Origin of the sequence: Blautia luti (assembly GCF_013304735.1) — a bacterium.
Taxonomy (GTDB): domain Bacteria; phylum Bacillota; class Clostridia; order Lachnospirales; family Lachnospiraceae; genus Blautia_A.
In genome coordinates this window covers 202553-227432 of record NZ_JAAITI010000001.1, presented here as the reverse complement: position 1 = coordinate 227432, position 24880 = coordinate 202553, and the positions used below count along the sequence as shown (strand labels likewise).

Annotated in this window: 20 protein-coding genes; 1 reads left to right on the top strand and 19 read right to left on the bottom strand. The window is 46.0% G+C overall.

Annotation, left to right across the window (positions count from 1 at the left end; genetic code table 11):
* Positions 1-64 precede the first annotated feature (64 nt).
* The 9 genes from G5B06_RS00965 to G5B06_RS00925 all read right to left on the bottom strand — a co-directional run bounded on the left by G5B06_RS00965 (position 65) and on the right by G5B06_RS00925 (position 11195).
* Positions 65-1072 carry a substrate-binding domain-containing protein gene (locus G5B06_RS00965; protein WP_173761832.1) on the bottom strand — a complete coding sequence of 336 codons (1008 nt, stop codon included), beginning with the start codon at positions 1070-1072 and terminating at the stop codon, positions 65-67.
* Positions 1069-2856, bottom strand: coding sequence for a cache domain-containing sensor histidine kinase (locus tag G5B06_RS00960; protein WP_173761831.1), 1788 nt, complete (start codon positions 2854-2856; stop codon positions 1069-1071). Before G5B06_RS00960 ends, G5B06_RS00965 begins: the two co-directional genes overlap by 4 nt.
* The gene (locus tag G5B06_RS00955; RefSeq protein ID WP_173761830.1) at positions 2853-4469 is read right to left on the bottom strand and encodes a response regulator; all 1617 of its coding nucleotides are present in this window, start codon (positions 4467-4469) and stop codon (positions 2853-2855) included. The genes G5B06_RS00960 and G5B06_RS00955 overlap by 4 nt, the downstream gene beginning before the upstream one ends.
* 249 nt (positions 4470-4718) lie before the next feature.
* Positions 4719-5720 carry an aldo/keto reductase gene (locus G5B06_RS00950; RefSeq protein WP_173761829.1) on the bottom strand — a complete coding sequence of 334 codons (1002 nt, stop codon included), beginning with the start codon at positions 5718-5720 and terminating at the stop codon, positions 4719-4721.
* Positions 5721-5778: 58 nt separating this feature from the next.
* A complete protein-coding gene (pfkB, locus tag G5B06_RS00945; protein ID WP_021977844.1) occupies positions 5779-6708 on the bottom strand; it encodes a 1-phosphofructokinase in 930 nt (309 codons plus the stop codon).
* A 1-nt stretch (position 6709) separates the two neighbouring features.
* Positions 6710-7762, bottom strand: coding sequence for a galactitol-1-phosphate 5-dehydrogenase (locus G5B06_RS00940; protein WP_021977843.1), 1053 nt, complete (start codon positions 7760-7762; stop codon positions 6710-6712).
* Positions 7763-7764: 2 nt separating this feature from the next.
* Positions 7765-9282: a xylulokinase gene (xylB, locus tag G5B06_RS00935; RefSeq protein ID WP_173771141.1), complete on the bottom strand. Its 1518-nt coding sequence runs from the start codon at positions 9280-9282 to the stop codon at positions 7765-7767.
* Entirely contained in the window at positions 9282-10307 is a 1026-nt protein-coding gene (locus tag G5B06_RS00930) for a LacI family DNA-binding transcriptional regulator (protein WP_173761828.1), read from the bottom strand. Before G5B06_RS00930 ends, xylB begins: the two co-directional genes overlap by 1 nt.
* 36 nt (positions 10308-10343) lie before the next feature.
* Positions 10344-11195 carry a class II fructose-bisphosphate aldolase gene (locus G5B06_RS00925; RefSeq protein WP_118061953.1) on the bottom strand — a complete coding sequence of 284 codons (852 nt, stop codon included), beginning with the start codon at positions 11193-11195 and terminating at the stop codon, positions 10344-10346.
* Positions 11196-11470: 275 nt separating this feature from the next.
* Here G5B06_RS00925 and G5B06_RS00920 point away from each other — a divergent pair, with 275 nt between their 5' ends.
* Entirely contained in the window at positions 11471-11917 is a 447-nt protein-coding gene (locus G5B06_RS00920) for an RbsD/FucU family protein (RefSeq protein WP_021977839.1), read from the top strand.
* Positions 11918-12032: 115 nt separating this feature from the next.
* On the opposite strand, the gene G5B06_RS00915 is transcribed toward G5B06_RS00920, so the two are convergent.
* From G5B06_RS00915 to G5B06_RS00870, 10 genes are all read right to left on the bottom strand, one after another.
* Entirely contained in the window at positions 12033-14873 is a 2841-nt protein-coding gene (locus tag G5B06_RS00915) for a C1 family peptidase (RefSeq protein WP_173761827.1), read from the bottom strand.
* Positions 14874-14891: 18 nt separating this feature from the next.
* Complete coding sequence (locus G5B06_RS00910; protein WP_173761826.1) at positions 14892-15590, bottom strand: hypothetical protein; 699 nt, start codon at positions 15588-15590, stop codon at positions 14892-14894.
* A 126-nt stretch (positions 15591-15716) separates the two neighbouring features.
* Positions 15717-16832, bottom strand: a complete 1116-nt coding sequence (gene glf / locus G5B06_RS00905; RefSeq protein WP_148444955.1) for a UDP-galactopyranose mutase — start codon at positions 16830-16832, stop codon at positions 15717-15719.
* Between the two features lie 167 nt (positions 16833-16999).
* The gene (galE, locus tag G5B06_RS00900; protein ID WP_173761825.1) at positions 17000-18016 is read right to left on the bottom strand and encodes a UDP-glucose 4-epimerase GalE; all 1017 of its coding nucleotides are present in this window, start codon (positions 18014-18016) and stop codon (positions 17000-17002) included.
* 135 nt (positions 18017-18151) lie between these two features.
* Positions 18152-19075, bottom strand: a complete 924-nt coding sequence (locus G5B06_RS00895; RefSeq protein WP_173761824.1) for a sugar phosphate nucleotidyltransferase — start codon at positions 19073-19075, stop codon at positions 18152-18154.
* Between the two features lie 144 nt (positions 19076-19219).
* Entirely contained in the window at positions 19220-20575 is a 1356-nt protein-coding gene (locus G5B06_RS00890; protein ID WP_173761823.1) for a sensor histidine kinase, read from the bottom strand.
* The gene (locus G5B06_RS00885) at positions 20572-21246 is read right to left on the bottom strand and encodes a winged helix-turn-helix domain-containing protein (RefSeq protein WP_021977828.1); all 675 of its coding nucleotides are present in this window, start codon (positions 21244-21246) and stop codon (positions 20572-20574) included. Before G5B06_RS00885 ends, G5B06_RS00890 begins: the two co-directional genes overlap by 4 nt.
* A gap of 179 nt (positions 21247-21425) precedes the next feature.
* Complete coding sequence (locus G5B06_RS00880) at positions 21426-23246, bottom strand: Na/Pi cotransporter family protein (RefSeq protein ID WP_119247776.1); 1821 nt, start codon at positions 23244-23246, stop codon at positions 21426-21428.
* Positions 23247-23498: 252 nt separating this feature from the next.
* Complete coding sequence (greA, locus tag G5B06_RS00875) at positions 23499-23999, bottom strand: transcription elongation factor GreA (protein WP_021977826.1); 501 nt, start codon at positions 23997-23999, stop codon at positions 23499-23501.
* A 136-nt stretch (positions 24000-24135) separates the two neighbouring features.
* Positions 24136-24666, bottom strand: coding sequence for a CarD family transcriptional regulator (locus G5B06_RS00870; protein ID WP_244094396.1), 531 nt, complete (start codon positions 24664-24666; stop codon positions 24136-24138).
* Positions 24667-24880: the final 214 nt, after the last annotated feature.

Genomic DNA, 24880 nt, shown 5'->3' with positions numbered 1-24880 from the left:
AAAAAGGTTAAATATTTACTGTACGGTAAATATTTAACCTTTTTCTTTGTGCATTTATGACTATTTACGGTGTAAGATCACCATATGTTTTTAACGTATTAAACGGAAAAAGCAGTTTTTCGATCTCACTGGTATACATATTGTCAGGAGTCACAAGCTGGCACCCGGAATTAATATTCTTCTTATAGTCTTCTCCACGTAGCATCTTAACAGTTTCCCGAACACCCACATACCCCATTTTAAATGCCTTCTGTACAACGATTCCCTGGAAGATTCCGTGTTCCATCAGCTGGACGGCCTCCTGTGAGCTGTCTACTCCCACCACCCTGATCCGATTCTCTGCTTTTGCTGCCTTTACTGCTCTTGCAGCACCTACAGAGGAATATTCATTCATTCCCGCGATCATCTTGAGATCCGGATATTTTTTCATCAGCTCTTTTGTAAGCTCATAGGACTTGTCATACCGAGAATCACAGTATACCACATCTACGATATTATCCTTCAGACTGCCAAGTCCTGTCCGGAAACCTTTTTCTCTTTCAACTGCTGTAGATACACCCTTTACATGTGAAACGATCGCAATCTGATCATCCGTTCCCACAAGATCCTTTGCAAACCTGCCAAGGATCTGTCCCGCTTCCAGATTATCGGTCGCAACGGTAAGATCCTGGACCTCTTCCTGTGTGTAAGAATCAATAAATGCGATATGTATTCCCTGTTCCTTTGCCTTCTTCAAAAGCTGGTCGGATTCAGTGAAGCTGGACGGCGAGATCAGGATCGCGTCCGGTTTTTCTTCTGTTGCCCTTTCGATCAGCTTGTTCTGCCCATCCACATCATTCTCTTCCTCAGGTGCCCATACACGGATATCCGCATTATATTCCTTTGCAGCCATCTCCGCTCCCTGGATCAGGGAAGTCCAGAAATCGTTGGTACCATCCACAACCTTTGGAATATAGATCAGCGATAATCTTCTTTCTTCTTCTGCCTGTTTATAATAGAATATTCCGGCTACAAGTCCTGCCACAAGGCAGATGACCACTCCAAAGGTCAGGAGCTTTCTGTGTTTTTTCATATTGATTCCTCCTGTATTCCCGGAATGGTGATCGTGGCAGTTGTTCCTACACCTTTTTCACTTTCATAGGTGATTCCGTAGCTTTCTCCATAATAAAGCTGCAGACGTTTCTGTACATTATAAACACCAACGCCATTGGAATGATAATTCACCTTATGCTTATCATAAATATGTTCCAGTGTTTCCTCATCCATACCTACACCATTGTCGATCACCTGAAGGACTGCATTTCCGTCCTTCATAAAGCCTTTCACCTGCAAAAGCCCCTTGCTCTCTTTATATTTCAGGCCATGATAGATGGCATTTTCAATAATTGGCTGGAGAACCAGCTTGATCAGCGGGATATTTAATATAGAAGGTTCTACGTCGATCTCGAATTCCAGCTTGTCCTTGTAACGCATCTTCTGGATCGTAAGATAACCCTTGGCATACTCTACTTCCCTTGCGAGAGGAACCACTTCATCCTCATTACTGATACTCTGCCTAAGAAGACGTGCCAGGGATGCTGTCATCAGAACAACCTCCTCGTACTTTCTGCCTTCTGCCATCCAGATGATCGAATCCAGGGTATTGTAGAGAAAATGCGGATTGATCTGAGACTGAAGAGCCTTCAGCTCACTTTTTCTCTTTGCTTCCTGTTCCTTCACATTCTGCTCCATCAGATCCTGTATCCGATGTGTCATCACATTAAAAGACTTCGTCAAGCTTCCGATCTCATTCTCCGAATCGATCTCCACATCTGCTCCGTCAAAATGCCCCTCCTGAACCCTGGACATGGAATCCCTGAGACGCTGAAGGGGATAGGTAAGACTCTTTGCCAGAAATCTTGAAAAAAGCAGCGCCACGATCATCAGAAGTGCAGATATAAGTACATAAATACTCTGCGCCTGATTACTTTTTCGCAGAAGCTCGCTGACGCTCATACAGCCCACAACGGTCCATCCGGTTTTATTAGATCTGGAAATGGAATACAGCTTTCCTCTGTTTCCCTTTCCGGTACGCACCGTATCTTCTTTTGATTCCACGATCAGGTCGATATTCTCAGTCTGCAATTCATTGTAAAGCTGTTGCTGTTGCGGATGATATACAATATTTCCGCTTTCATCCAGAATAAATGCATATCCCTTTTTCCCAATCGTATTCTGATCACAGAGTTCACTGATGGCACTGTAATTCAGGTCAATAAAAAAGACTCCTTCTTTTTCACCGCTGTTGGAAAAATTGCGGATGCCCCTGCTTAAAGTAATTACCCACGGGCGTTCTCCGCTGATGATATGCTGTACATGGGAAGATGTAAGAAGCGGACCTTCCGGCTTCTGCAAAGCATCCAGGTACCACTCCTGGGTGGAAAGTTTCAGATCCGGATTCACAGACTGCTTGCCGTCGTTGATCAGTTTCCGCCCATTAATTCCAATGATTCCCAGATTTCGGATATCACTTCGCCCGTCCAGAATTGTCTTGAACTGGTTGATCAGACGTTCTCTTGTGCCATCGTCCACATTTTCGCCGAAAAGATATTGCTGCACATCCTCGTTGCTGGAGATCATATAAGCAATATTTTCCATGTAGTCAATATAAGAATCTATATTCTGATTCATCTGCTGCACGATATTCTGGGTGTAGACAGAGGAATTTTCAAAAATAGAATTGCGGGTATATCTCATAGAAACACCGGTTATAACCAGCACCGCACTTAAAAGCAGCACCGTCACCACCGCAAAGATCGCGCTCTGGATACTTTTGAATTTTCCTATGATCTTTGCCGCAAACCGGATATCTCTCATTTACGTTTCTCCCTTGCATATTCTGTCGGTGTGCAGCCGGTCATTTTTTTGAAGGAGATACCAAAATAATGGGGGTCTGCAAATCCGACTTTTTCGGCAATTTCATAATTCTTCATGGTTGTATTTTCCAGAAGCTCCTTCGCTTTCTCCATTCGGGTACGTATCAGAACTTCTGTGAATGTTTCTCCTGTAAGGTCTTTAAAAATTGTGCTGAAATAACTGGTACTGATATTCAGATAGGAACAGATGCTGTTCAGACTCAAATCCGGATCCATATAATTCTTCTGAATATAGTCCAGGGCGAGCCTTGCCTGTCGCTGTCCGCTGGAACTGTTGGCATCGGAAAGTGTCTGGAAAATTTCTTCCACATGATCTCTGACCAGCGCAAAGGCACTGTCAAAAGAATTCTGCTCCGTAACCTGCTGCAAAAGTGCATCTCTTTTGGAAAAAAGCCTGCTGTCCGGAACCATATCCTCACAGGTTTCATCTGCTGCACGGATGATCTGCTGAAGATACACGCAGGCACGGCTCTTATCCACCCGCGCTTCCTTGATCTCAGAAGAAATCTGTTCCAGAATATGCTCTGCGTTTTCCTTTTTACCCGCTTTCAGAGCAGCTACCAGCTTCTCCACAAGATTTTTGATGGAAAGACGGTTCTCCTCCGGCCGTTCCTCCATACTGATAAGAAGGTTTCCACCAAGAAGATAACGGTATTCGATCGCTTTCTCCGCAAGCTCATGAGATAACCGAAGCTCCTGCTGGGTCCTGGCCCAGCTTCCCACACCGATAGAAACATCCAGCGACATCAGTTCCTTCAGCTTATCCTGGATCGTCCTGCAGATCTCCATGATCTTCTGCTCGAACTCTCTGGTACGGTTTCCCATGAAAAGAGCACCGACCTTGTTATTTCCGGCCTGATATGCCACTCCTGCTTTTTCTTTGCTGATGATCTCATCACTGATATTAAAAAGAACAAAGGACATCAGTGCACTCTCCTGGCGTTTCTCCGCAGTAAGCAGACTGCCGTCCGAATACAGATCCAGATCAAAAACAGCCACACGATAGCATGCTGCCTCAAGATTGATTCCCAGTGCTGCAAGCTCTTCCAGACTTTCCTGCCGTGTCTTGATATTATCCACAAAGCCCTGCAGCGCTCTGGAACGGATCACAATAGCGTTTTTCTGATAATTCTCGGAAGTTTGTGTCAGACGTTCCAGCTTCTCTTTTTCTTTTCTTTGCTGGTCCACCTTCTCCTTCATTTTTCCGATAACATTTCTAAGTTCCATGGCTGTCACCGGCTTCAGCATATATTCACTGACACCATACTGGATCGCCTTCTTGGCATACTCGAATTCTCCGAACCCGCTAAAGATCACGATCACGATGTCCGGATAATTATCATGGAGAAAACGGCTCAGTTCCATACCATCCATGTATGGCATAAGGATATCCGTAAGCACGATATCCACCGGATGTGTCTGCACAAATTCCGCTGCAGCCTTCCCGTTATCACAGTCTCCTACCAGTTCACAGTCCATTGCTTTCCAGTCAATATTCTCCCGGATCGCATCTCGAACAAGTATCTCATCATCTACCAGTAAAATACGATACATAATTTCTGTCGTCCCCCTCTGATCAGTTTCTGTTGTTTTTATTGCACATCCCCCTGACAGATCCTCCCCCCGTTTCTGTCATTTTCATTGGTAAAGATTACTGTTCTTTCTGTGAACAATAACTGTTAATTCTTTCTATATGGTAACATGTTTGGTTAAAATTTACAACGGAGTTTCTTAGTCCAAATTAAATACAAAAAAATCCCGCATCCGACATATGGGACACGGGATCTTACTGCAGTACTTTTATTATTTTACGATAACGCCATCCTCATCCCAGAGGTCATGCCAGTCCTTGGCACCATGCCACAGGAATACCTGTCCTTTTACAAGACGGTTGCCTTTTTCCAGAGTTGCGATGGTTGCCATTTCCTCCTCGGTAAGGGGATCCTCTGTGACACATTTCAGGTTGCTTGCATAGTTGTGGACAGAGAACGGAATGGAGATCTCGCCTCTCTGATGTGCCCATTTCAGAGCAATCAGAGCCGGGTGAACACCATGTGCTTTTGCGATTGCCTGCATTTCCGGTACTTCCAGATCTGCAACATCCTCCGGGCAGATATCTCTCTCAGGTCTGCGTGGGGAACCGATCGGCATGTAACCTACCGGCTGGATGTTATGTGCTACCAGGTAATCATAAAGCTCCTGCTGCTGGAAGCATACATGAAGCTCAAGCTCGCAGGTTGCAGGTTTGATCTTCATAAGTGGAAGAACTGCCTCAAGTTTCGGAATGGTCATGTTGGAAATACCGATGTAACGGATCTTTCCTTTTTCTACCAGAGCCTCGCACTGACGGTATGTATCCATGAACTCCTCAACACTGAACGGCTTGGAATCCGGATTTCTGGAATCTACATCACATCCCGGTGCATGATAGTTCGGGAATGGCCAGTGGATATAATACATATCCACATAGTCACACTGAAGGTCTTTGATGCTCTTGTCACAGGCTTCCTCTACTCTTCTGTGCATGTCGTTCCATACTTTTGTCATGATGAAGAGATCCTTACGCTCTACAACGCCTTCGTCGAACGCATCCTTAAATACCTGGCCGATCTCATGCTCGTTTCCGTAGCATGCGGCACAGTCGAACATACGGTAACCACTGCGGATCGCGCCTGCAACAGCTGCAGATACATCCTCGGCGGATACACGGTCGGAACCGAAGGTTCCCATTCCGACGCATGGAACCTGTTCGCCGGAAGGAAGTGTCACTTTCGGCACGATTGCCGGATTGATAACTTCTGCCATCTTTACATCTCCTTTTTTATGAAAAAATTTTTCTTATTATAAACTTGTTTTACAGCCTCTATAATTTTTTGATTTCAATCTGTGGAAGAAGTTTCTCCATATCTTCCATCACAAAGAAACCGGTCTCCTCACGCATGGCTGCTGCCGCTGAGATTGCGCTGGCCCTGCGCAGGGTCTCTTCCAGGGAAAGTCCCTCGCTTAATCCAAGGGCAAAACCTGCGATCATGGAATCTCCACAGCCTACAGTATTTACTGCATCGATCTTCGGAACTATCGCACGGAAAATCCCCTCCTCGCCAACTGCCAGGGAGCCATCTGCTCCAAGAGAAACCGCTACGATCTCCACGCCACCGGCATGGATGGCTTTTGCCGCTTCGATGATATCGTTGATGTCATCACAGTGCTTTCCCGTAAGCATTCGGATCTCGTCGATATTGGGCTTGATCAGTGTTGGTGCTGCCTTGATTCCCTCTTCCAGAAGCTTTCCGCTGGTATCCAGGATCACCGGTTTTCCTGCGTCTTTGACAATCTTCACAAGACGCTGATAGGCAGTTCCGTCAAGTCCTTTGGGCACGCTGCCGGACATTGCAACAACAGAAGCGTCTTTTACAAGCTCGCGGAATTTTTTCTCAAATCCCTCAAAGTCTGCCTCTGTGAGAGTAAATCCCGGCTCCAGGAATTCGGTCTGCACGTGATTCACTTCATCCCAGATATTGATGCAGGAACGGCTCTCCGCGTCCACATGGTAAAAAGCGCTCTTGATGCCAAAAGGTTTCAGGGCATCTTCAATATAATTGCCTGCGTGGCCGCCCACAAAACCTGTGGCAACCACTTCGGCACCGTAAATGGACGCCGGCTTGGAGACATTCAGTCCCTTTCCGCCGGGAACATAGGTACATTCCCGTACCCGGTTCACTTCGCCCACTTTAAAATCATCTACTACATAACGCTTGTCAATGGCAGCGTTTAACGTTACAGTCAGGATCATATCAGTCTTCCTCATTGGAAAGAAGGATCTTTCCTTTTACAAGGCCCGGGGTCTTGAACAGCTGGAATGCTTCCTGTGCCTGGCTCATCGGGATCTTCTTGTAGATGAAGCCCGGATCAAATTTCAGCTGGCCGGTTGCAAAGTAATGCGCGGTCAGATCCCACTCACGTCCCGGATATGGTGCACTGTAGGACATCCAGGAACCGGTAAGTTTGAACTCTTTACGGTTCATATTCTCCCACTGTTTCGGTGTGAAAGTAAGGTTCTCATGAGGAGTACCGATAAAGCATACATGGGCTTTGTTTGCAGCAAGCTCAAATGCCATGTGCATAGTCGGAACCTGTCCGGCTGTCTCGAATACAAAGCCGTATCCTTTGCCGCCTGTGATGGCCATGGCCTTCTCCATGTAGCCTTCTTCTTTTGTGTTGATGACTTCATCTGCGCCGAGACGTTTTGCAAGGGCAAGTCTCTCATCGCTGATATCAAAAACTACGACTTTCTTGGAGCCGAAGATCTTTGTCCACTGCATGGTAAACATACCAACGGTACCGCCGCCCAGGATTGCCACATACTCACCGCCGTGGTAATCATTCTGGAATACACCGTGGATGGCTACGGTTGCAGGCTCAAACATAGCGCCCTGCTCATATGGAACATTGTCTGCAAACGGTACGGCATTTTTCTCAGGAACTACTACATAGTCCGCATTTGCTCCCTGCTCTCTGGAACCGATGAAGCTGTAATGTTTGCAGAGGGAGTAATTACCTTTCTGGCAGTCGTCACATTTCATACATGGAAGAAGCGGTGCACCGGATACACGGTCGCCGACTTTTACCTTGGTAACGCCTTCTCCGACTTCCACTACATCACCGGAAAACTCATGTCCAAGTACGATCGGATAAAAATGTACGCCGTGGTTTAATACACGAGGGATATCAGATCCACAGATTCCGGAATATCTTACTTTGATCTTTACGTGACCCGGAGTTACCTGTGGTTCTTCCACTTCCTGGTACTGGACATCTTCATTTGCTACTACTACTGCTGCTTTCATGATTATTTTTCCTCCTCATTTCTCATCATAGGTTCAAGAGATTTATAGAGATTTAAATAGGTTTTATAGGTTTTCTCATAAACGGCCCTGTTATCCGGGTTCGGTTCATGTCTTCTTGTTTCTTTTACGGTAAGGCGGATGGCTTCATCATAATCCTGATACATTCCAACGCCAATACCTGCCAGGATGGCTGCGCCAAGGGTTGTGGCTGTATCGGAGGACGGTACTACGATCGGTTTGCCGGTAATATCGGATTTGATCTGGGTCCAGAGAAGAGAGTTGGCGGATCCACCCATTGCGCGGAGAACTTCCACATCTGCTCCTGCCTCTTTTGCCACCTCAAGGTTGTGCTTCAGGGAAAGTGCCACGCCTTCCATGCAGGCACGTACCATATGAGCCTTGGTCTTGGCAAAATCCAGTCCATAGAATACACCTTTTGCGTTCGGGTTCCAGATTGGGGAACGCTCGCCGGACATATATGGAAGAAATACCACACCGTCACTGCCTGGAGCAATTTTTTCCGCGATCTCATTGAGCTGATCCAGGGAAGACCCTTTTTCCTCAGCTACAGAGCGCTCATAATCTGCAAACTCACGTTCAAACCAGCGCATTACACCACCGCCGCCGGTTGTGCCGCCCTGAAGGAGCCACTGTCCCGGAACTACGTGATATCCGAGGATCAGTCTGGGATCTGCCTTGTACTCGTCCATGCAGATACTCATTCCTCCGGCCTGTCCGCCCTGTTCCTGTGTCTCTCCCGGATGGATCACTCCGGCCCCCAGCGTTCCACATGCCGCATCCAGACCGCCGGCAACAACCGGTGTTCCCACAGCAAGGCCGGATTCTTCTGCTGCTTTCTCTGTAACCGTTCCCACAACATGGTCACAGTCGCAGATCTCAGGAAGAAATCCCATGGGGATTCCAAGTTTTTTGCACATTTCCTCATCCCAGGCTGCTTTTCTCATGTCAAAGCAGTGCAGGCCGTATCCCTGTGAAACATCCTGACTCATCACACCGGTCAGTTTGTAGGCAATGTAGCTGTTGGACTGCAGGATCTTGTCGATCTTTGCGTAAACTTCCGGGAGATTTTCTTTGTACCAGAGGATCTTTGCGGTTGTGTAGGATGGCTGAAGAGAATTACCGGATACTTCAAAAATCTTGTCCGCTCCGATTTCTTCGTTCAGTCTGTCGCAGATGGACTGTGCTCTGGTATCCATCCAGATCGGAGTGTTTGTAAGAACATTTCCGTCCTTGTCCATGACAATGGCGGACCAGCTCTGGCCGTCAATGCCGATACCTGCGATCTCCTCCGGCTGGATCCCGGCTTTTTCGATCACTTTTTTTACTGCCTGACAGACAGCACTCCACCATTCTTCCGGATTCTGCTCTGCCCAGCCTTCTTTCGGATAATATACCGGATAATCACCATTGGCTGCTGCCACTACGGTTCCTGACTTTTCAAAAACCGCAACCTTGCAGGCACTGGTGCCGATATCAATACCAAGTAAATATGGTTTCATTATGAATTCTCCTTCTCCTTTAGCACACGCACGGATTTCCCCATAATAATTTCCGCGCCAAGCTTCTCTGTGATCGGCTCCGTTTCTTCGCTCTCTGCCTCTCCCAGCCGTTTCAGCATAATGCTCGCCACTTCCCTGGCAATGCCCGATGTAGGCTGTGCCACGATGGTAAGCTTGGGGCTGCAGGCTCTGGCAAACTGCAGATTATCAAAACCGATCATGGAAAGCTGTTCCGGAATTTTCAGATCCAGCTCATTCATTCCGATCACCGCCCCCATGGTCATCTCATAGTTGGTAACGAATACGGCTGTCATATCCGGATTGTCCGCCACAAGTTTCTCAATTCCTCTCACGCCACCCTGAATGGTATAGTCGCCGTGATAGATCAGAGATTCCCGTACCGGAAGATTTTCTTTTTCATATGCGCTTCGGTACCCCTGGAGACGTTCCTGAGCTGTGGAAATTCCCTCCGGGCCGCCGATGATCCCGATTTTACGGTGCCCGGCCTTAAAAAAGACTCTCATGGCATCCTCAGCCGCCTTCTCATTGTCCACAAGGACACTGTCACAGGAAAGCTCCTGGATCCTGCGGTCAATAAGTACGATGGGCTTCCCGATTTTCTGGAATTTTTTCAGATGATTGCCCTCGGCGTCCACCGGCATGCTGATGATCCCGTCCACTCGTTTCCGGCTTAAAAATTCCACCGCGTCCCGCTCCAGTTTCTTATCGGTACGGCAGTCACAGACGATGGTGGCATATCCGTGACTCCTTAGCACATCCTCCATCTCTGTGATGATCTCCGCACAAAAGGTATTGTTAAGCTCCGGGATCACCACACCGATGGTCTTGGTAGCATTGGTCTTAAGTCCTCTGGCCACCTCGTTGACCTCATAGTGCAGTTCCTGGATGGCTTCCTCGATCTTTACTCTGTTTTTTTCTCTTACGTTTCCGCCATTAAAATAAGAGGAAATCGTTGCAAGCCCAAGTCCCGTCCTCCTGGCAATATCTTTCATGGTAGCTGCCATACTGATCACTCCGTTTCTGCTTTTTACTGAAATTCCTTATTCTGCCTTGCCATCGCAGCCGCAGACTTTCATACGTGCCTCAACCAGTTCTTTCACTGCCTGGATAGCTTTCTTTCCGTATGCTTTCGGGTCGATGGTGTTCTCGTTCTCTGCAAATGTCTCTTTCACTGCCTTGGAGTATGCTGCACGAAGCTCTGTTGCAAAGTTAACTTTGCAGATACCACGTTTTACGCAGTCGCTGACATCCTCATCACTGAGTCCGGATGCTCCGTGAAGAACAAGCGGAATATCTACAACTTCGCGGATCTCACTTAAACGCTCTTTGTCAAGAACCGGTGTTCCTACATAGAAACCATGTGCAGTTCCGATGGCAACTGCCAGGGAAGTAACACCTGTGCGCTCTACAAATTCCTTTGCTTCCTGCGGATCTGTGTTGGTATCTGCCTCAGCCTCAAGGTCGTCCTCTTTACCGCCGACTTTACCAAGCTCAGCCTCACATGGGATATTCAGAGCTGCCGCTACATCTGCAACTCTCTTGGTTTCTTTGATATTGTCCTCAAAATCCAGTTTGGAACCGTCGATCATGACAGATGTGTAACCTGCATGCATTGCCTGCATTGCAAGTTCAAAGCTGCTGCCGTGGTCAAGATGAAGGCATACCGGAACAGAAGCCTTGGCTGCCTCTGCTGCTACGATTGCTGCGTAAGTCTCAACAGTACCATATTTAATCGTAGATGGTGTTGTCTGGATCATAACCGGCGCTTTCAGCTCCTCAGCTGCCTGGATGATCGCTTTCACCATTTCCATGTTCTCTGCATTGAAAGCTCCTACCGCATATCCGCCCTTCTGTGCTTTTAACAGCATTTCTTTAGATGTAACCAGTGGCATAATCTTTTCCTCCTTGGAATTATTGTGTTTATTTTTTGTATTATTTCTGCATTTGGTTTAGAAACCGAAACGTTTCTGTTTGAGTTCATCATAACTCTCCGAAACGTTTCTGTCAACTATAAAATTTTCATCATTTACAGGAAAATATTACCTTGAAAAGAAGACCAAATACCGTTAGATTAATAATTAAAAGCAATACAAACCTGTGGCCGGACAGGTTCGTCTGATGCTACCGGCACGATTAAGTACACAATAATCTTAGGAGGATATGAATTATGTTAAAAGGAATTCCTGAAATCTTATCACCAGAATTACTGAAAGTTTTATGTGAGATGGGCCACAGTGACCGTCTTGTAATCGCTGACGGAAACTTCCCTGTAGAATCCATGGGAAAAAATGCCATCACAATCCGCTGTGACGGACATGGCGTTCCGGAGATCCTGGATGCCATCCTGAAACTTTTCCCACTGGATACTTATGTAGAGCATCCGGTAAACCTGATGGAAGTAATGCCTGGTGATGATGTGGAGACACCGATCTGGGATACCTATAAAGAGATCGTTTCCAAACATGACGAGCGTGGCGAGAAAGCCATCGGAAATATCGAGCGTTTTGCATTCTATGACGAAGCAAAAACTGCATACTGCATCATCTCCACAAGTGAGAAAGCACTTTATGCCAATGTAATGCTTCAGAAAGGCGTTGTCATCAACAACGACTGATTTTTCTTCTGAAATGCCTGATATATCATATACACATATTCATCCAAAACTCCCGGTTTCCATACCTGAAAGGGCCGAAACCGGGAGTTTTATATTTTTGTGTTTATTTTATTTTTTATCTTTTTGCGGATTTTGCCACGTAACTTCCCCAGAGAACTTTTTTCTGAGGATTTCTCACTCCGGCGCGCACTGCGTAATAATAGGTGACACCTTTCTTTGCCGTCTTATCTTCAAATGAAGATTTGTTTTCTCCGGAAAGTGTTGCAATTTTCTTCCATGTACTGTTTTTTGTCTTCCGGTATACCACATAGGCTGTCGCACGTTTCTGCGGAGTCCAGCAGATTTTAAGTCCCTTGGAAGTTTTTTTCACACTGGATATCTTCTGTGTTGCAGGATAGGACAGAAGATAGTCACTTGCCTGATATCCCCCGAAAACCTTTTTTCCATCAACAATGCGATATGCACGCACAGAATAGGTATACGTTGTAATTCCCTGTACTTTGGAATCCTGATAGCTGGTCACATTGCTTTTTACTTCTGCAAGACGCTCCCAGTTTTTTCCTTTGATTTTGCGGTAAACCCGGTATCCGCTGGCACCGGCGACTTTTTTCCAGGAAACCGTATTCTTCGGTCCGCTGGCTGCTGTGGCAGATGCCACTGCTTTTGCAAGTTCCGCCTTTCCGGATACCGTTGTGGAAAAAGCTCCGTAAAGCGTTGTTTTTCCGGTATAGACATATGCTGCCCTGACACTATAAGCATATACGTTTCCAGTTTTTACTGTGGTATCTGTATAGCCTGGTGTATCGGATTTAATGGTTGCCAGTTTTACTTTTTTTCCACCGTTTTCTCCCCGGTAGATCACATACCGGTTGCAACCGGATACTGAATCCCAGGTTATTTTTATTTTGTTGTAGGCACTGTAGGAAACCTTCAGGCCTGTGGTCTGTTTCAGCTTCACAGTAATCTTGCAGGAAGCTTTGATTCCTTTGGCATTGTTGCCACTGCAGGATATGGTTGCCGTTCCCGGATGCTTCGCTGTAATGGTTCCTGTTACACTGACAGTTGCAACATTGGTATCCGAACTCTTCCAGCTGATTCCGGAAGCTGTCATTTCTGAATTTGTAACAGTAGCTGTAAGAGTTTCCATATCTCCTACATACATTTCCATGGATGTTTTGGAGAGCTGTATTTCGGCCTCGTTATTCAGAGTTCTGGTATGTGCCTTGATTCTTGGTGTCAACGGTCTGCTGTAGATAGAAGTATCATCCCAGCTATTATCGTCCGTATAATAAATAAATCCCTGGCCTTTCAGAACGGATGCCTCGAATTTACACCATCCATAATTTGCACTTGCTTCCACGCAGTACTGCACGATACTGTTTCCTGCGTTTGTCACCACAATGGAGTACAGACTGTTCTGTCGGATCACAACTTTCGGAATCTGAACCGTCATAACTCCAGCCATGGACTGTGTACAGGAAAACGGCGTTGCATAAGCCGGTGTTCCGCTGGTGGGATCACCGGAATCCTGAAGATCGGTATACACCTGTATGGTATAGGAATTGTTGCCTGACATCGCTGCGAGAGTTACTTCTCCAAGCTGTTCCGCCTTTCCGTTACCTGCAGTGGCTTTATAAATATTCGCAACTTTTTCCCCTTCGTACAGTTTCATACTTGTAAGACCGGAGGATCCGTCATAAAAATAGTTATTGGAGTATTCCGGATTCCGTGACGCAGTAGCAGAAACCAGTTCACAGAGAGAACCATCTTCATAGGACATATAAAAATATCCGTCTTTTCCCCAGTTCGCTCCCCAGCTGTTTTTTACAATCCATGCGCCATTGTTCTTCACATTGGAGGACGCATTGAAATTCTTTGCGGAATAATTATCATCCCATCCCACAACCGTAACCACATGATTCACATCATCGGTTTCTTCCGGATAAGAATATGCAGCTGTATTTGCATTATAATAAGCATTCTGTGCATTATACATCACAGCAACTGCCTTGTTGGCTGTCAGAAGACTTTTCAATGCGTTCACGGAGTAATCTGAAAAATATGCATTTTTCAAATATGCCACTGCATCATATTCCTTGGAGGCATCCGGAATTACTCCGGTTTTCTGGGTATGTGTGGAATCTGTTGCCAGGGGAACGTCTTCCTCCGTTGTCATTCCTGACCAGGTACTCAAAAATATGGATGCCAGGAGATCATTTCCCCCTTCATGATAGTCCACATTTCCATAATCATCGGTTCCGTAATGATGATTGACATCACCGGCAGTATTTCCCAACGGGTCATTGTTTCTGTTTGCAAAAAAATATGCCAGATGTTCCTCAGACAGATCGTAAGTGCCAGCTCCCTGTGTCAGCAGAGAAGTTTCCAGAACAGCAGCCATCGCAAATGCCCAGCACATTCCATATGGATTCTGATCCTTGACGGAGGTTACATACCCCTGCTGTGCCGCATTATAATAAGATGGATAGGAAACAGCTCTTCCCATAGGGATTTCCGAAATATCATTGCCAATCTCAACAGCTTTGGAATAGGCGGGCAGATTACCGAAAGGAGCCAGCTGTTCCTGTTCTTCTTCCTCTGTAAGAGGGCGTCCCTTGATATATTCGATTCCCTCTTCATCAGTTTCACTGTTTCCGTCTCCGAATGTATCATCTTTGGAATCAGAAAACTCTTCTGCTGTTCCCTCCTCGGAAAGCTCCAGCTCACTGTCCGGAGAAGGAGCTTCGATTTCGTCTGCTTCCTCTGTAATTTCCGTAACTTCACTTTCGGAAATATTCTCTTCTTCATCAGATTCCCCGGAAGATACCGCGGCAATACTTTCTTTTGTTTCTTCTGCGTCAAAGTCTCCGCCCATAACCGGAACCTGACTTCCTATAACTGCCACACTCAGAAGCAGCGGCAGTAACTTTTTTCTTATGAGCTGTAAGTACTTCACCTGATCCTCCTGTATTCTCTAACGTTTTTTAAGATGGCATCCAAAAATTCCAATTACCGCAAGTACTGTTACCACTCCGATCCACAGGAATGGGCTGGAATACCAGTTTTTATCCTCTTTAAAAGACGTTGCCGCTGTTCCATTTACAGGCTTGGATTCTTTCTGTGCGGCGTCTTCAGAAGGTACCGGTGAAATTTTCACTACCTGCTGTGTTACAGACGGTTCCTGTGTCTCTGACGGAGTTTCTGTTGCCACTGGAATCTCTGTTGCTGATGGAGTTTCTGTTGCCGATGGAGTCTCTGTTGCGGACGGGGTCTCTGTTGCGGACGGCGTCTGCTGCTGTTCTTCGGCTGTTTCTTTTCCGGTTATTCCGGCCTGGGCAAGTTCTTCATCCTTGGACGGTCTCAGCTCATCAAGCGGCACATAACCATATCCACCTTTATATTCTGTATATCCCCAGTTTTCTCCGTTCTTCTCCGTTTCTCCTTCTATATGAAGAACCGTTCCGTCTTCTATGGTTGTTCCGTTGAGTTTTTCACTTTTTGAATCTGTTTCCGGATAGATATCCACTCCCACTCCGCCGGAATCCACCGTCATATAATAATCCGTGGTTTCCGCCGGCAGTTCCGTTTTTGCGGATTTATCTGCATATACCGGAACGCTTAAACTCAAGATCAGTGCCCCGGCAGCAGCCAGCCTTATGAATCCTTTCATCATACTCCTCCATCTCCCAGTTGTACCTCTGTGTTTTTCTGATATGCAAAATCCCCCTATATTTCTTTTCTGATTTTGATGTGAAATATAAGAGGATTTTATCATTTGTTATGTTACCTGATCATGTTTTTATGCAAGCTGTTTCTCACACATATCCAGTGCGGAAGCGATAACCGCATCCATGTCATAATATTTGTACTCACCGAGACGTCCGCCAAAGATTACTTTCGGTTCCTTCTCAGCCAGCTCTTTATACTGTGCATAGAGCTGTCCGTTCTTCTCATCATTAACCGGATAATACGGCTCATCTCCAGGTTTCCACTCGGAGCTGTACTCACGGCTGATTACTGTCTTCGGAAGATCATTGCCTTCCTCATCTTTACCGAACTCGAACCATTTATGCTCAATGATACGTGTCCACGGTGTCTCAACGTCTGTGTAGTTTACTGCTGCATTGCCCTGGAAATTCGGTTTGTCAAGAGTCTCATTCTCAAAACGGACAGAACGGTACTCCAGTGTTCCAAGTTTGTAGTCAAAGTATGCGTCAATTGCACCTGTGTAGATGACCTTCTCAGCCATTGCGTCATATTCTGCCTTCTTCTCAAGATAATCCTCGTTCAGGCGAACTTCAATGCCATCCAGAAGGTTGGCTACCATCTTCGTATAACCGCCAACCGGAATTCCCTGATAAAGAGCATTAAAATAGTTATTATCAAAAGTCAGACGAACCGGAAGTCTCTTAATGATAAAGGAAGGAAGCTCTGTGCATGGACGGCCCCACTGCTTCTCTGTGTAACCCTTAATCAGTTTCTCATAGATATCGGTTCCCACAAGACTGATTGCCTGCTCTTCCAGGTTCTTCGGTTCTGTAATTCCGGCTGCCTTGCGCTGCTCCTCGATCTTATCCGCAGCTTCCTCCGGAGTTACAACTCCCCACATTTTATTGAAGGTGTACATATTAAACGGAAGGCTGTACAGCTCTCCATGATAGTTTGCAACCGGGCTGTTTGTAAAACGGTTGAACTCTGCAAACTGTGTGATATAATTCCAGACTTTCTTATTATTGGTGTGGAAAATATGTGCTCCGTATTTATGTACGTTGATTCCCTCAACCTTCTCTGTGTATACGTTTCCTGCAATATTCGGGCGTTTGTCGATCACGAGAACAGATTTGCCCGCCTTCTTCGCCTCATGAGCGAAGACAGCACCGTAGAGTCCGGCGCCTACGATAAGATAATCGTACATTTCGTTTTCTCCTTGTTATTTGATGTGATTATTCTAACACCTGTGCTGTATGTCTGGCAAGTATTCTTTTTTCACCCTTGAGGAAAGCAGACATTTACACAAAAAGATGGCAGACAACCCGGAAAGCTGTCTGCCATTATATCACTTTTTTATGTATTTACCGATTTTTAATCCTCATATCCATTCGGATTCTGGCTCTGCCATTTCCAGGAGTCTGCACACATCTCGCGGATCCCGTTCTCTGCCTTCCAGCCAAGTTCTTTCTCAGCTTTGGATGCATCGGAGTAGCAGGTTGCAATATCTCCAGGACGGCGTGCTTTGATCACGTATGGGATCTTAACACCTGTAGCTGCCTCGAAGTTCTTAACAATGTCGAGAACGCTGTAGCCTTTACCTGTTCCAAGGTTGTAAATGCTTAATCCGGATTTGTCTTCCAGTTTCTTGAGGGCTTTTACATGGCCTTTAGCAAGGTCTACTACGTGGATATAGTCACGGACACCGGTTCCGTCCGGTGTATCGTAATCGTTTCCGAATACGCCGAGCTCTTTCAGTTTGCCTACTGCAACCTGTGTGATGTATGGCATCAGGTTGTTCGGGATACCGTTCGGGTTCTCACCGATGGTTCCGCTCTTATGAGCACCGATCGGGTTGAAGTAACGAAGAAGAACTACATTCCACTCCGGATCTGCCTTCTGGATATCTGTAAGGATCTGTTCCAGCATGGATTTCGTCCAGCCATATGGGTTGGTGCACTGTCCTTTCGGACACTCCTCTGTGATCGGGATGATTGCCGGATCTCCGTATACGGTCGCTGAGGAAGAGAAAATAATATTCTTAACATTATGCTTTCTCATCACATCCACAAGTGTCAGGGTTCCTGCGATATTATTCTCATAATATTCCCACGGCTTGGCAACGGATTCACCTACTGCTTTCAGTCCTGCGAAATGAATACAGGAGTCGATCTCTTCTTTGTCAAAAACTTCATTCATTGCGTCACGGTCCAGGATGTCTGCTTTATAGAATTTCACCGGTTTTCCTGTGATCTTGGATACTCTGTCCAGAGCCTTCTCACTGGAATTACATAAATTGTCAACTACTACAACATCATATCCTGCGTTCTGCAGTTCTACAACGGTATGACTTCCAATGTATCCTGCTCCACCTGTTACTAAAATTGCCATAGTTTTTCTCCTCCTCTACTGGATCTAACTGTTCCTGTTTATTTTAGCACTGTTCCACTGTTTCCACAATAGCTGAAACCCAGGTTTACTACCTGACTTTTCCCATATCTTTGGAAGTTTCTCAGAAATTTCCGGTTAATCCCAAAGTCCCTGCGGATAAAGTCCCTGATCTTTCAGTTTCTGGATTGCCGCAACTACTACCGGTTTGTCTTCTTTATAGGTGACTCCGTACCATTTATCCTGTGTGGTAAGGACTTTGACGGTTGCTTTCTTTTCCTTTAAAAGTTCATCCACTACAAACGGAAGGAAATATTCACATTTCAGAGGATTCTCAGGAATGCTCTTCTCAAGGAATACAGGGAAACGTTTTACCAGCTCTTTCATAAAACCGCCGGTAAAGCCCCACATGTTCATGGATACCGGTGTATCTCCCGGAAGGCTGGTCCATGTTTTTCCGTCGTCTTCTGTGTAGGCTGCTCCACCATCACGTTTCTCGATATGAGTTCTCTCATTGATGTCCGCAAGGTATCCGTCTGAATCTGTCTCGCAGACACCACGGGATACATAGCCATTGTCTGTCAGTGTATTCTCCAGGCGATAGCCTACCATCATATACTGGGCTGGAACAGTATCTTCCTGTGCCTGGGTCAGAAAATCATATGCCATCTGAAAAGCATGTGTTCCATAATAATCATCTGCATTGATCACCACAAACGGGCCGTCAATAACCTCTGCACAGCTTAATACGGCATGTCCCGTTCCCCACGGTTTCACACGTCCTTCCGGAACCTTAAATCCTTCCGGAATATTATTCAGATCCTGATGGACATACACGATTTCCACCTTATCGCTTAAACGGTCACCGATGGCATCGCAGAAATCCTGCTCGTTTTCTTTTTTTATGATAAATATTACTTTTTTAAAGCCTGCACGTACTGCATCATAAATGGAAAAGTCCATGATGATATGACCTCCCTGATCTACAGGATCGATCTGCTTCAGTCCGCCGTAGCGGCTTCCCATTCCTGCTGCCATTACTACCAGAACCGGCTCTTTCATAATCTTGTTCCTCCTGCTATTTTAGAGATTCGGGGATTTTTCCCCTTACATAGTTCGGGCCGGTCAGATTCTCATCCGGCCGGCCTTTGAATCTCGTTTTATTATACTACACTTCCCCTGGAAATCCTACTGCTTCTTTCCATTTTATCCCCGGGCCTGATCTTTTCCAGGAAAAACAATCTCCATTCTGGTTCCCTCACCCTGCTCACTTTCCACATGGATCTGTGCATGATGAAGGGTTGCTCCATGTTTTACAATGGAAAGGCCAAGCCCTGTTCCGCCAGTCTGCCTGGAATGGCTTTTGTCCACCCTGTAAAAACGCTCAAAGATCCTGCCCTGTTCACTTTTCGGAATGCCGATTCCATCGTCTACCACACAGTAAAACGGATTTCCCTTACGGTTTCCGACCATGATACGCACATGACCATTCTGTTCTGTATAGCGCACCGCATTATCCGCAATGTTAAAAAACATCTCATACAGCACATGACGGACACCCTGGATCTTCTCGGAACTTCCTGTAAGCTCCAGGGATATATTTTTCTTTTCCGCTGGATGACGGAGATTGTTCTGTACATCTTCCGCAAGCTCATAAAGGTCCACTTCCTCAAAAGGAACTTCACTGTTGCTTTCATCCAGTCTGGACAGCTGTATGATATCTGCTACCAGATTGGAAAGACGTACCGCCTCATGATAAATCCTTCCGGAAAATTCCTGGACATGATCTGCCGGAACCATTCCGTTCATCATCAGCTCCGCATATCCGGAAATGGACATCAGCGGTGTTTTCAGCTCATGGGATACATTGGCCGAAAATTCTTTCCGGATTTCTTCGGCCTCTTTCAGCTCTTTTACCTGCTGCCGGATCTGACGGTTCTGCTCATCCACCCGCACAAGAAGGGGGCGTAATTCTTCGTAGCACACATTGTTCAGCGGATGCTCCAGGTCCAGATCATTGATCGGTTTGATCAGCTCCCTGGTCTGCCTCTCGACAAACGCAAACTCCAGGATCAGGACCAGTACCATCAGGATTCCAAGAACCGCAAGGCTTGAAATCCAGGTAGAATATACAGAATCTACCGTCTTTCCTACCCTTAAGACATTCCCGTTATCCAGCCGCACCGCATAATAAAAAGTCTTTTTGGCAAATGTCTCGGAATAACGGATACTTTCACTTTTTCCGTCTTTTTCCGCTTCCATAAACTCCGGACGGTTGCTGTGATTTTCCAGTTTTTCCGGGGATGTCTGGGAATCAAAAAGTACGGTTCCGTCTTTTTGGATCAGTGTTACACGGCTGGAGGATACTGCCCGCAGTCTTTTTGAGAGAAACGTATCTCCACATTCTTCCATGCCAAGGCAGATGTACCTGGCCTCCTCGCGGACCCCATTTTGCATGTAAGTGTTGAATTTACTGTAAGTGACTACACTTGCTGCCAGAAAGGTGATCAGGACAGCAAGGACGATCATAATACTTGTATGATTCAGGATCTTTTTTTTCATAAGTGATCTCCGATCCGGTATCCGACTCCGCGCACAGTCTCGATCAGATTTCCTGCCTCCCCCAGTTTCTGCCGGAGGGTTCGCACATGTACATCCACCGTTCTTGTCTCACCGTCAAAATCATATCCCCAGACATGACACAGGATCTGATTTCTGGACATAACCAGGCCTTTATTCTCAAGAAGATACTCCAGCAGTTCAAATTCCTTTCTGGTAAGCTCTTTCAATTCGCCCTGATAGCTGACTTCATGACGGGCTACATTAACCCGGAGGTCTTTGCAGTGCAGTTCCCGCTCCTCGTTCTGTCTTGCGCAGCGCCTGAGAACTGCTTTTACCCTGGCTACAAATTCCATCATTCCAAAAGGCTTCGTGATATAATCATCCGCACCGCCCTCCAGACCTTTCACCTTATCAAATTCCGCTTCTTTGGCAGTGACCATGATCACCGGGATATCCCTGGTCCTGGTATCGCTTTTCAGCCGTTTCAGAATATTATATCCATCTTCTCCCGGGAGCATAATGTCCAGAAGGATCAGTTCCGGCAGGCTTTTTTTCATCGCTGCGTCAAACTCCACTCCTGTCTCAAACCCTTCTGCCTCGAATCCGGTTGTCTCCAGGGTATAGACAAGAAGCTCCCGGATGTTTCGTTCATCTTCCACACAGTAGATCATTCCACATCCCTCTCCGTTCGTTACACCGGCTGTTTTTTTTGTCAGCCGTATTTTTATTTTTTCTGTTTTCAGTATAACTATTTTCCTTTTACTGCACAAGCCCTGGTTCTCCACACTTTTGCGGATAGCCAGGGCATATGAAAGCCGACATTTCTATCAGCCTTTTATGATTCTGTTTTTTATGCACCAGCGGTTACTGTTTTATCCTTTGCTATTTCTTCGGATAATGTTGGAAGCTGATACTGTCTGCGAATCAGCTCCAGTTCCCGGTAGAATGTTTCATCCGGGCTGTGCTTGATCTGTTTCAGGTGCTGATGCGTATCAAAGGAATCTTCATGCACCTGGGTTACACAGACGCCGATGTTGGAACAGTGGTCTGCCACCCTCTCCAGGCTGGTAGTCACATCAGAAAGGATAAATCCCATTTCAATGGTACATTCTCCTGCGCGAAGTCGCTGGATATGACGGTATTTCAGCTCCTTGCTCAGCTCATCGATCACTTCTTCCAGAGGTTCGATCTCACGGGCCAGCTGTACATCCTGATTTTCGTAAACCTTATAGGCGATATCCACGATATCCTCCACCGCATGTTCCATGACACGAAGTTCCTCCAGAGCTTTTTCGGAGAACTTCAGTCCTTTTTCATGAAGCTCCTGGGCAGATTCCATAATATTCACGCCGTGATCGGAAATTCTCTCAAAATCACCGATACAGTGAAGCATAATGGAAATGCTGTGGCTGTCATGCACAGAAAGATCTTTCTGGTTCAGTTTTACAAGATAGGTTCCAAGCTCATCCTCGTAACGGTCCACCTTTTTTTCCGATTCTTCAACTGCCTTCTTTCCGTCTGCACTGAAATGCTTCAGGAGATCCAGAGCTGTAAACAGAGTTCTGTGGGAATCCTCTGCCATTTTTTTTGCGGCATTTCGGCTCTGCTCAACTGCAAATGAAGGCTTTTCCAGAAAACGGCTCTCCAGGATCATGAAATCCGGATCTGCTGCCACAGCTGTCTCGGTTTCTTCTTTTTTGTCCCGGATGGTAAGACAGGCAAGTTTCTCCAGCCATTTTCCAAAAGGAAGCAGAACCAGTGTTGCTGTAATATTAAAGGTACTGTGCAGAATCGCGATTCCCGCCGGTGTTGCAGCCTGTGGCATAAATGAAAAATGCACTGCCGCGTTTACGGTATAGAATACTGCCATAAAAAGCACGGTTCCGATCAGGTTAAAATACAGGTGGATCATTGCCGCACGTTTGGCATTTACATTCGCACCGATTGCAGAAAGAAGGGCCGTGACACAGGTTCCGATATTTTGTCCCATGATGATCGGAAGCGCCGCACTGAACGGTACCATTCCTGTAAGACAGAGGGCCTGCAGGATACCGACAGATGCGGAAGATGACTGAATGATCGCAGTAAGTACCGCACCAGCCACAACACCAAGCAGAGGATTGGAAAATTTCACAAGCAGCCCGGTAAATTCCGGCACATCTGCCAGTGGCTCAACGGCTCCGCTCATAGCGCTCATTCCATACATCAGAATTGCAAATCCTACAAAAATAGTTCCCACATCTTTTTTCTTCTGGCTCTTTGTAAACATGATCAGGATTACGCCAACCAGAGCAAGAATCGGTGAAAATGATGTCGGTTTAAAAAGCCGGATAATAAAATTATCACTCTGGATTCCGGTAAGACTTAAGATCCAGGATGTTACTGTGGTACCGATATTTGCACCCATGATAATTCCCACTACCTGGGAAAGTTTCATGATTCCCGAGTTTACAAAACCTACAACCATAACCGTGGTTGCTGATGAAGACTGGATCACAGCGGTTACACCCATTCCTAGAAGAACCGCTCTGATCGGGCTCGATGTAAGGGTTTCCAGAATACGTTCCAGTTTTCCACCTGCGACTTTCGCAAGTCCGTCTCCCATTAAGTTCATTCCATAAAGGAAAATAGCAAGGCCGCCAAGCAATGCCAGTACGCTGAAAAAGTCCATAATACTCTCCTTCACTTTCTCTTTTAGATATGTTTGATTTCCTTTTTTCTCATTTCAACGTTTTTCATGATAGCGGCCCTTTGTAAAGTTTTCCCCACCGGAATGTAAAATCTATGTAAAAAAATAAGACAAAAGACCTGATTGCAGGTCTTCTGCCTTAGATTCTTTTTCGTGATAATTCTCCGGTAATCCGGATTTTCAGAGAAGTGTCCTATATATCGGACACCGGTTTTCTGTAATTGAAAGCTTCAATCAGAATCCGCGGATCTCCTCATCCTCGGAACCTGTTTTATCGATAGACTTGATCACAAGGTAATAACTGTAATCATCATTGACCTTCACTTCGACCCGGTCACCGACGCGATGTCCCCGAAGTGCTTTTCCAATAGGGGATTCAATGCTGACACGGTTCTCCATGGAATTTCCACGGATGGAAGTGACCAGCTTGTACTTTTCCACTTCATTGTCTTCTTCAAAAAGCACTTCTACGATATCATCCATCCCCACTTCATCATCTCTGGAATCATCGGATACAATGGATGCCGTCTTCAGCATTCTCTCCAGATAACGGATACGGCTCTCGTTCTGGTTCTTATGTTTCTTGGCTGCATAGTACTCAAAGTTCTCACTTAAATCTCCCTGGGCACGTGCTTCCTTAACTGCCTCAATGGCTTCCTTACGGACTACCAGTTTACGGTGTTCGATCTCCTGCTCTATTTTTTCAACATCCTTGCGGGTAAGCTGTTCTCTCATTCTTCTGGCATCTCCTTTTCTTTACAGCATTCAGGCTGATCCTGCATCTGTTCTACACTTCCTGCAGTCCTGTGTCACGGATACAGAATTTCCCGAAAGGTTACCGGAAATACCATAGCAGATACGCCTCACTTTGTCAAACAGCGCAGGCCTGTTCTTCTTCTCTGTGCTGATGCACCCGCTGTTCAATATAACCTGCCATATGTTCCTTGGGAATATCCAGTAGCATGGAAAATTCAGAATAGAGATGATCCTCTGCCAGTTTCAGATACCGTTCATCTGTAGCGGTTGTTTTTTTGCCATGAGATAATCTGGCCTGTTTGCGAATATAGATTGTCTTGATGATCCGGAGAAGATCTCTGCATTCGCAGGTGCGGATACAGTTCTTGTAGCTGTCTTCCCTGAATTTTTCGTTCTCAATACTCAGTGTCTCTATGGAAGGAATTTCGTCGATCAGTTTCTCAGCTTCTTCTTTTGTAATGATTCCACGAAGCACCTGTTTCCCGCCTTCTACCGGTGTAAAAATCTTTCCTTCCGTCTCCCCTCCCGGCCTTAATATATAATAAAGTCTCTCCGAGGAGGAACCGTCCATCTTCATTGTAGTAACTCCCGTCACCTGGCAGATTCCGGTACGGCCATACACAACATATTCGCCTGTTTCAAACATTTTTCCACATCCTTTCATTTTTTGCTTTTTCTTCTGTTATCGTGGCGTCTTATTGTGCTCTGTGAGCATTTCAATGTCCCTGAATTGCTCTAATGAAAACTCCCTGCCAGGGTATATATCCGGACAGGGAGCTTCTCACTGAGGATTCTATCCTTATTTTACTACTTTTCCCATTTATTTGCAAAAGAATTCAAAAAGCTTTTTTATTTTTGTG

What these genes read in the sequence shown, in the direction of transcription:
- G5B06_RS00965 (WP_173761832.1), bottom strand. Translation starts at nt 1,072, where the DNA reads ATGAAAAAACACAGAAAGCTCCTGACCTTTGGAGTGGTCATCTGCCTT.
- G5B06_RS00960 (WP_173761831.1), bottom strand. Translation starts at nt 2,856, where the DNA reads ATGAGAGATATCCGGTTTGCGGCAAAGATCATAGGAAAATTCAAAAGT.
- G5B06_RS00955 (WP_173761830.1), bottom strand. Translation starts at nt 4,469, where the DNA reads ATGTATCGTATTTTACTGGTAGATGATGAGATACTTGTTCGAGATGCG.
- G5B06_RS00950 (WP_173761829.1), bottom strand. Translation starts at nt 5,720, where the DNA reads ATGGCAGAAGTTATCAATCCGGCAATCGTGCCGAAAGTGACACTTCCT.
- pfkB (WP_021977844.1), bottom strand. Translation starts at nt 6,708, where the DNA reads ATGATCCTGACTGTAACGTTAAACGCTGCCATTGACAAGCGTTATGTA.
- G5B06_RS00940 (WP_021977843.1), bottom strand. Translation starts at nt 7,762, where the DNA reads ATGAAAGCAGCAGTAGTAGTAGCAAATGAAGATGTCCAGTACCAGGAA.
- xylB (WP_173771141.1), bottom strand. Translation starts at nt 9,282, where the DNA reads ATGAAACCATATTTACTTGGTATTGATATCGGCACCAGTGCCTGCAAG.
- G5B06_RS00930 (WP_173761828.1), bottom strand. Translation starts at nt 10,307, where the DNA reads ATGGCAGCTACCATGAAAGATATTGCCAGGAGGACGGGACTTGGGCTT.
- G5B06_RS00925 (WP_118061953.1), bottom strand. Translation starts at nt 11,195, where the DNA reads ATGCCACTGGTTACATCTAAAGAAATGCTGTTAAAAGCACAGAAGGGC.
- G5B06_RS00920 (WP_021977839.1), top strand. Translation starts at nt 11,471, where the DNA reads ATGTTAAAAGGAATTCCTGAAATCTTATCACCAGAATTACTGAAAGTT.
- G5B06_RS00910 (WP_173761826.1), bottom strand. Translation starts at nt 15,590, where the DNA reads ATGATGAAAGGATTCATAAGGCTGGCTGCTGCCGGGGCACTGATCTTG.
- glf (WP_148444955.1), bottom strand. Translation starts at nt 16,832, where the DNA reads ATGTACGATTATCTTATCGTAGGCGCCGGACTCTACGGTGCTGTCTTC.
- galE (WP_173761825.1), bottom strand. Translation starts at nt 18,016, where the DNA reads ATGGCAATTTTAGTAACAGGTGGAGCAGGATACATTGGAAGTCATACC.
- G5B06_RS00895 (WP_173761824.1), bottom strand. Translation starts at nt 19,075, where the DNA reads ATGAAAGAGCCGGTTCTGGTAGTAATGGCAGCAGGAATGGGAAGCCGC.
- G5B06_RS00890 (WP_173761823.1), bottom strand. Translation starts at nt 20,575, where the DNA reads ATGAAAAAAAAGATCCTGAATCATACAAGTATTATGATCGTCCTTGCT.
- G5B06_RS00885 (WP_021977828.1), bottom strand. Translation starts at nt 21,246, where the DNA reads ATGATCTACTGTGTGGAAGATGAACGAAACATCCGGGAGCTTCTTGTC.
- G5B06_RS00880 (WP_119247776.1), bottom strand. Translation starts at nt 23,246, where the DNA reads ATGGACTTTTTCAGCGTACTGGCATTGCTTGGCGGCCTTGCTATTTTC.
- greA (WP_021977826.1), bottom strand. Translation starts at nt 23,999, where the DNA reads ATGAGAGAACAGCTTACCCGCAAGGATGTTGAAAAAATAGAGCAGGAG.
- G5B06_RS00870 (WP_244094396.1), bottom strand. Translation starts at nt 24,666, where the DNA reads ATGTTTGAAACAGGCGAATATGTTGTGTATGGCCGTACCGGAATCTGC.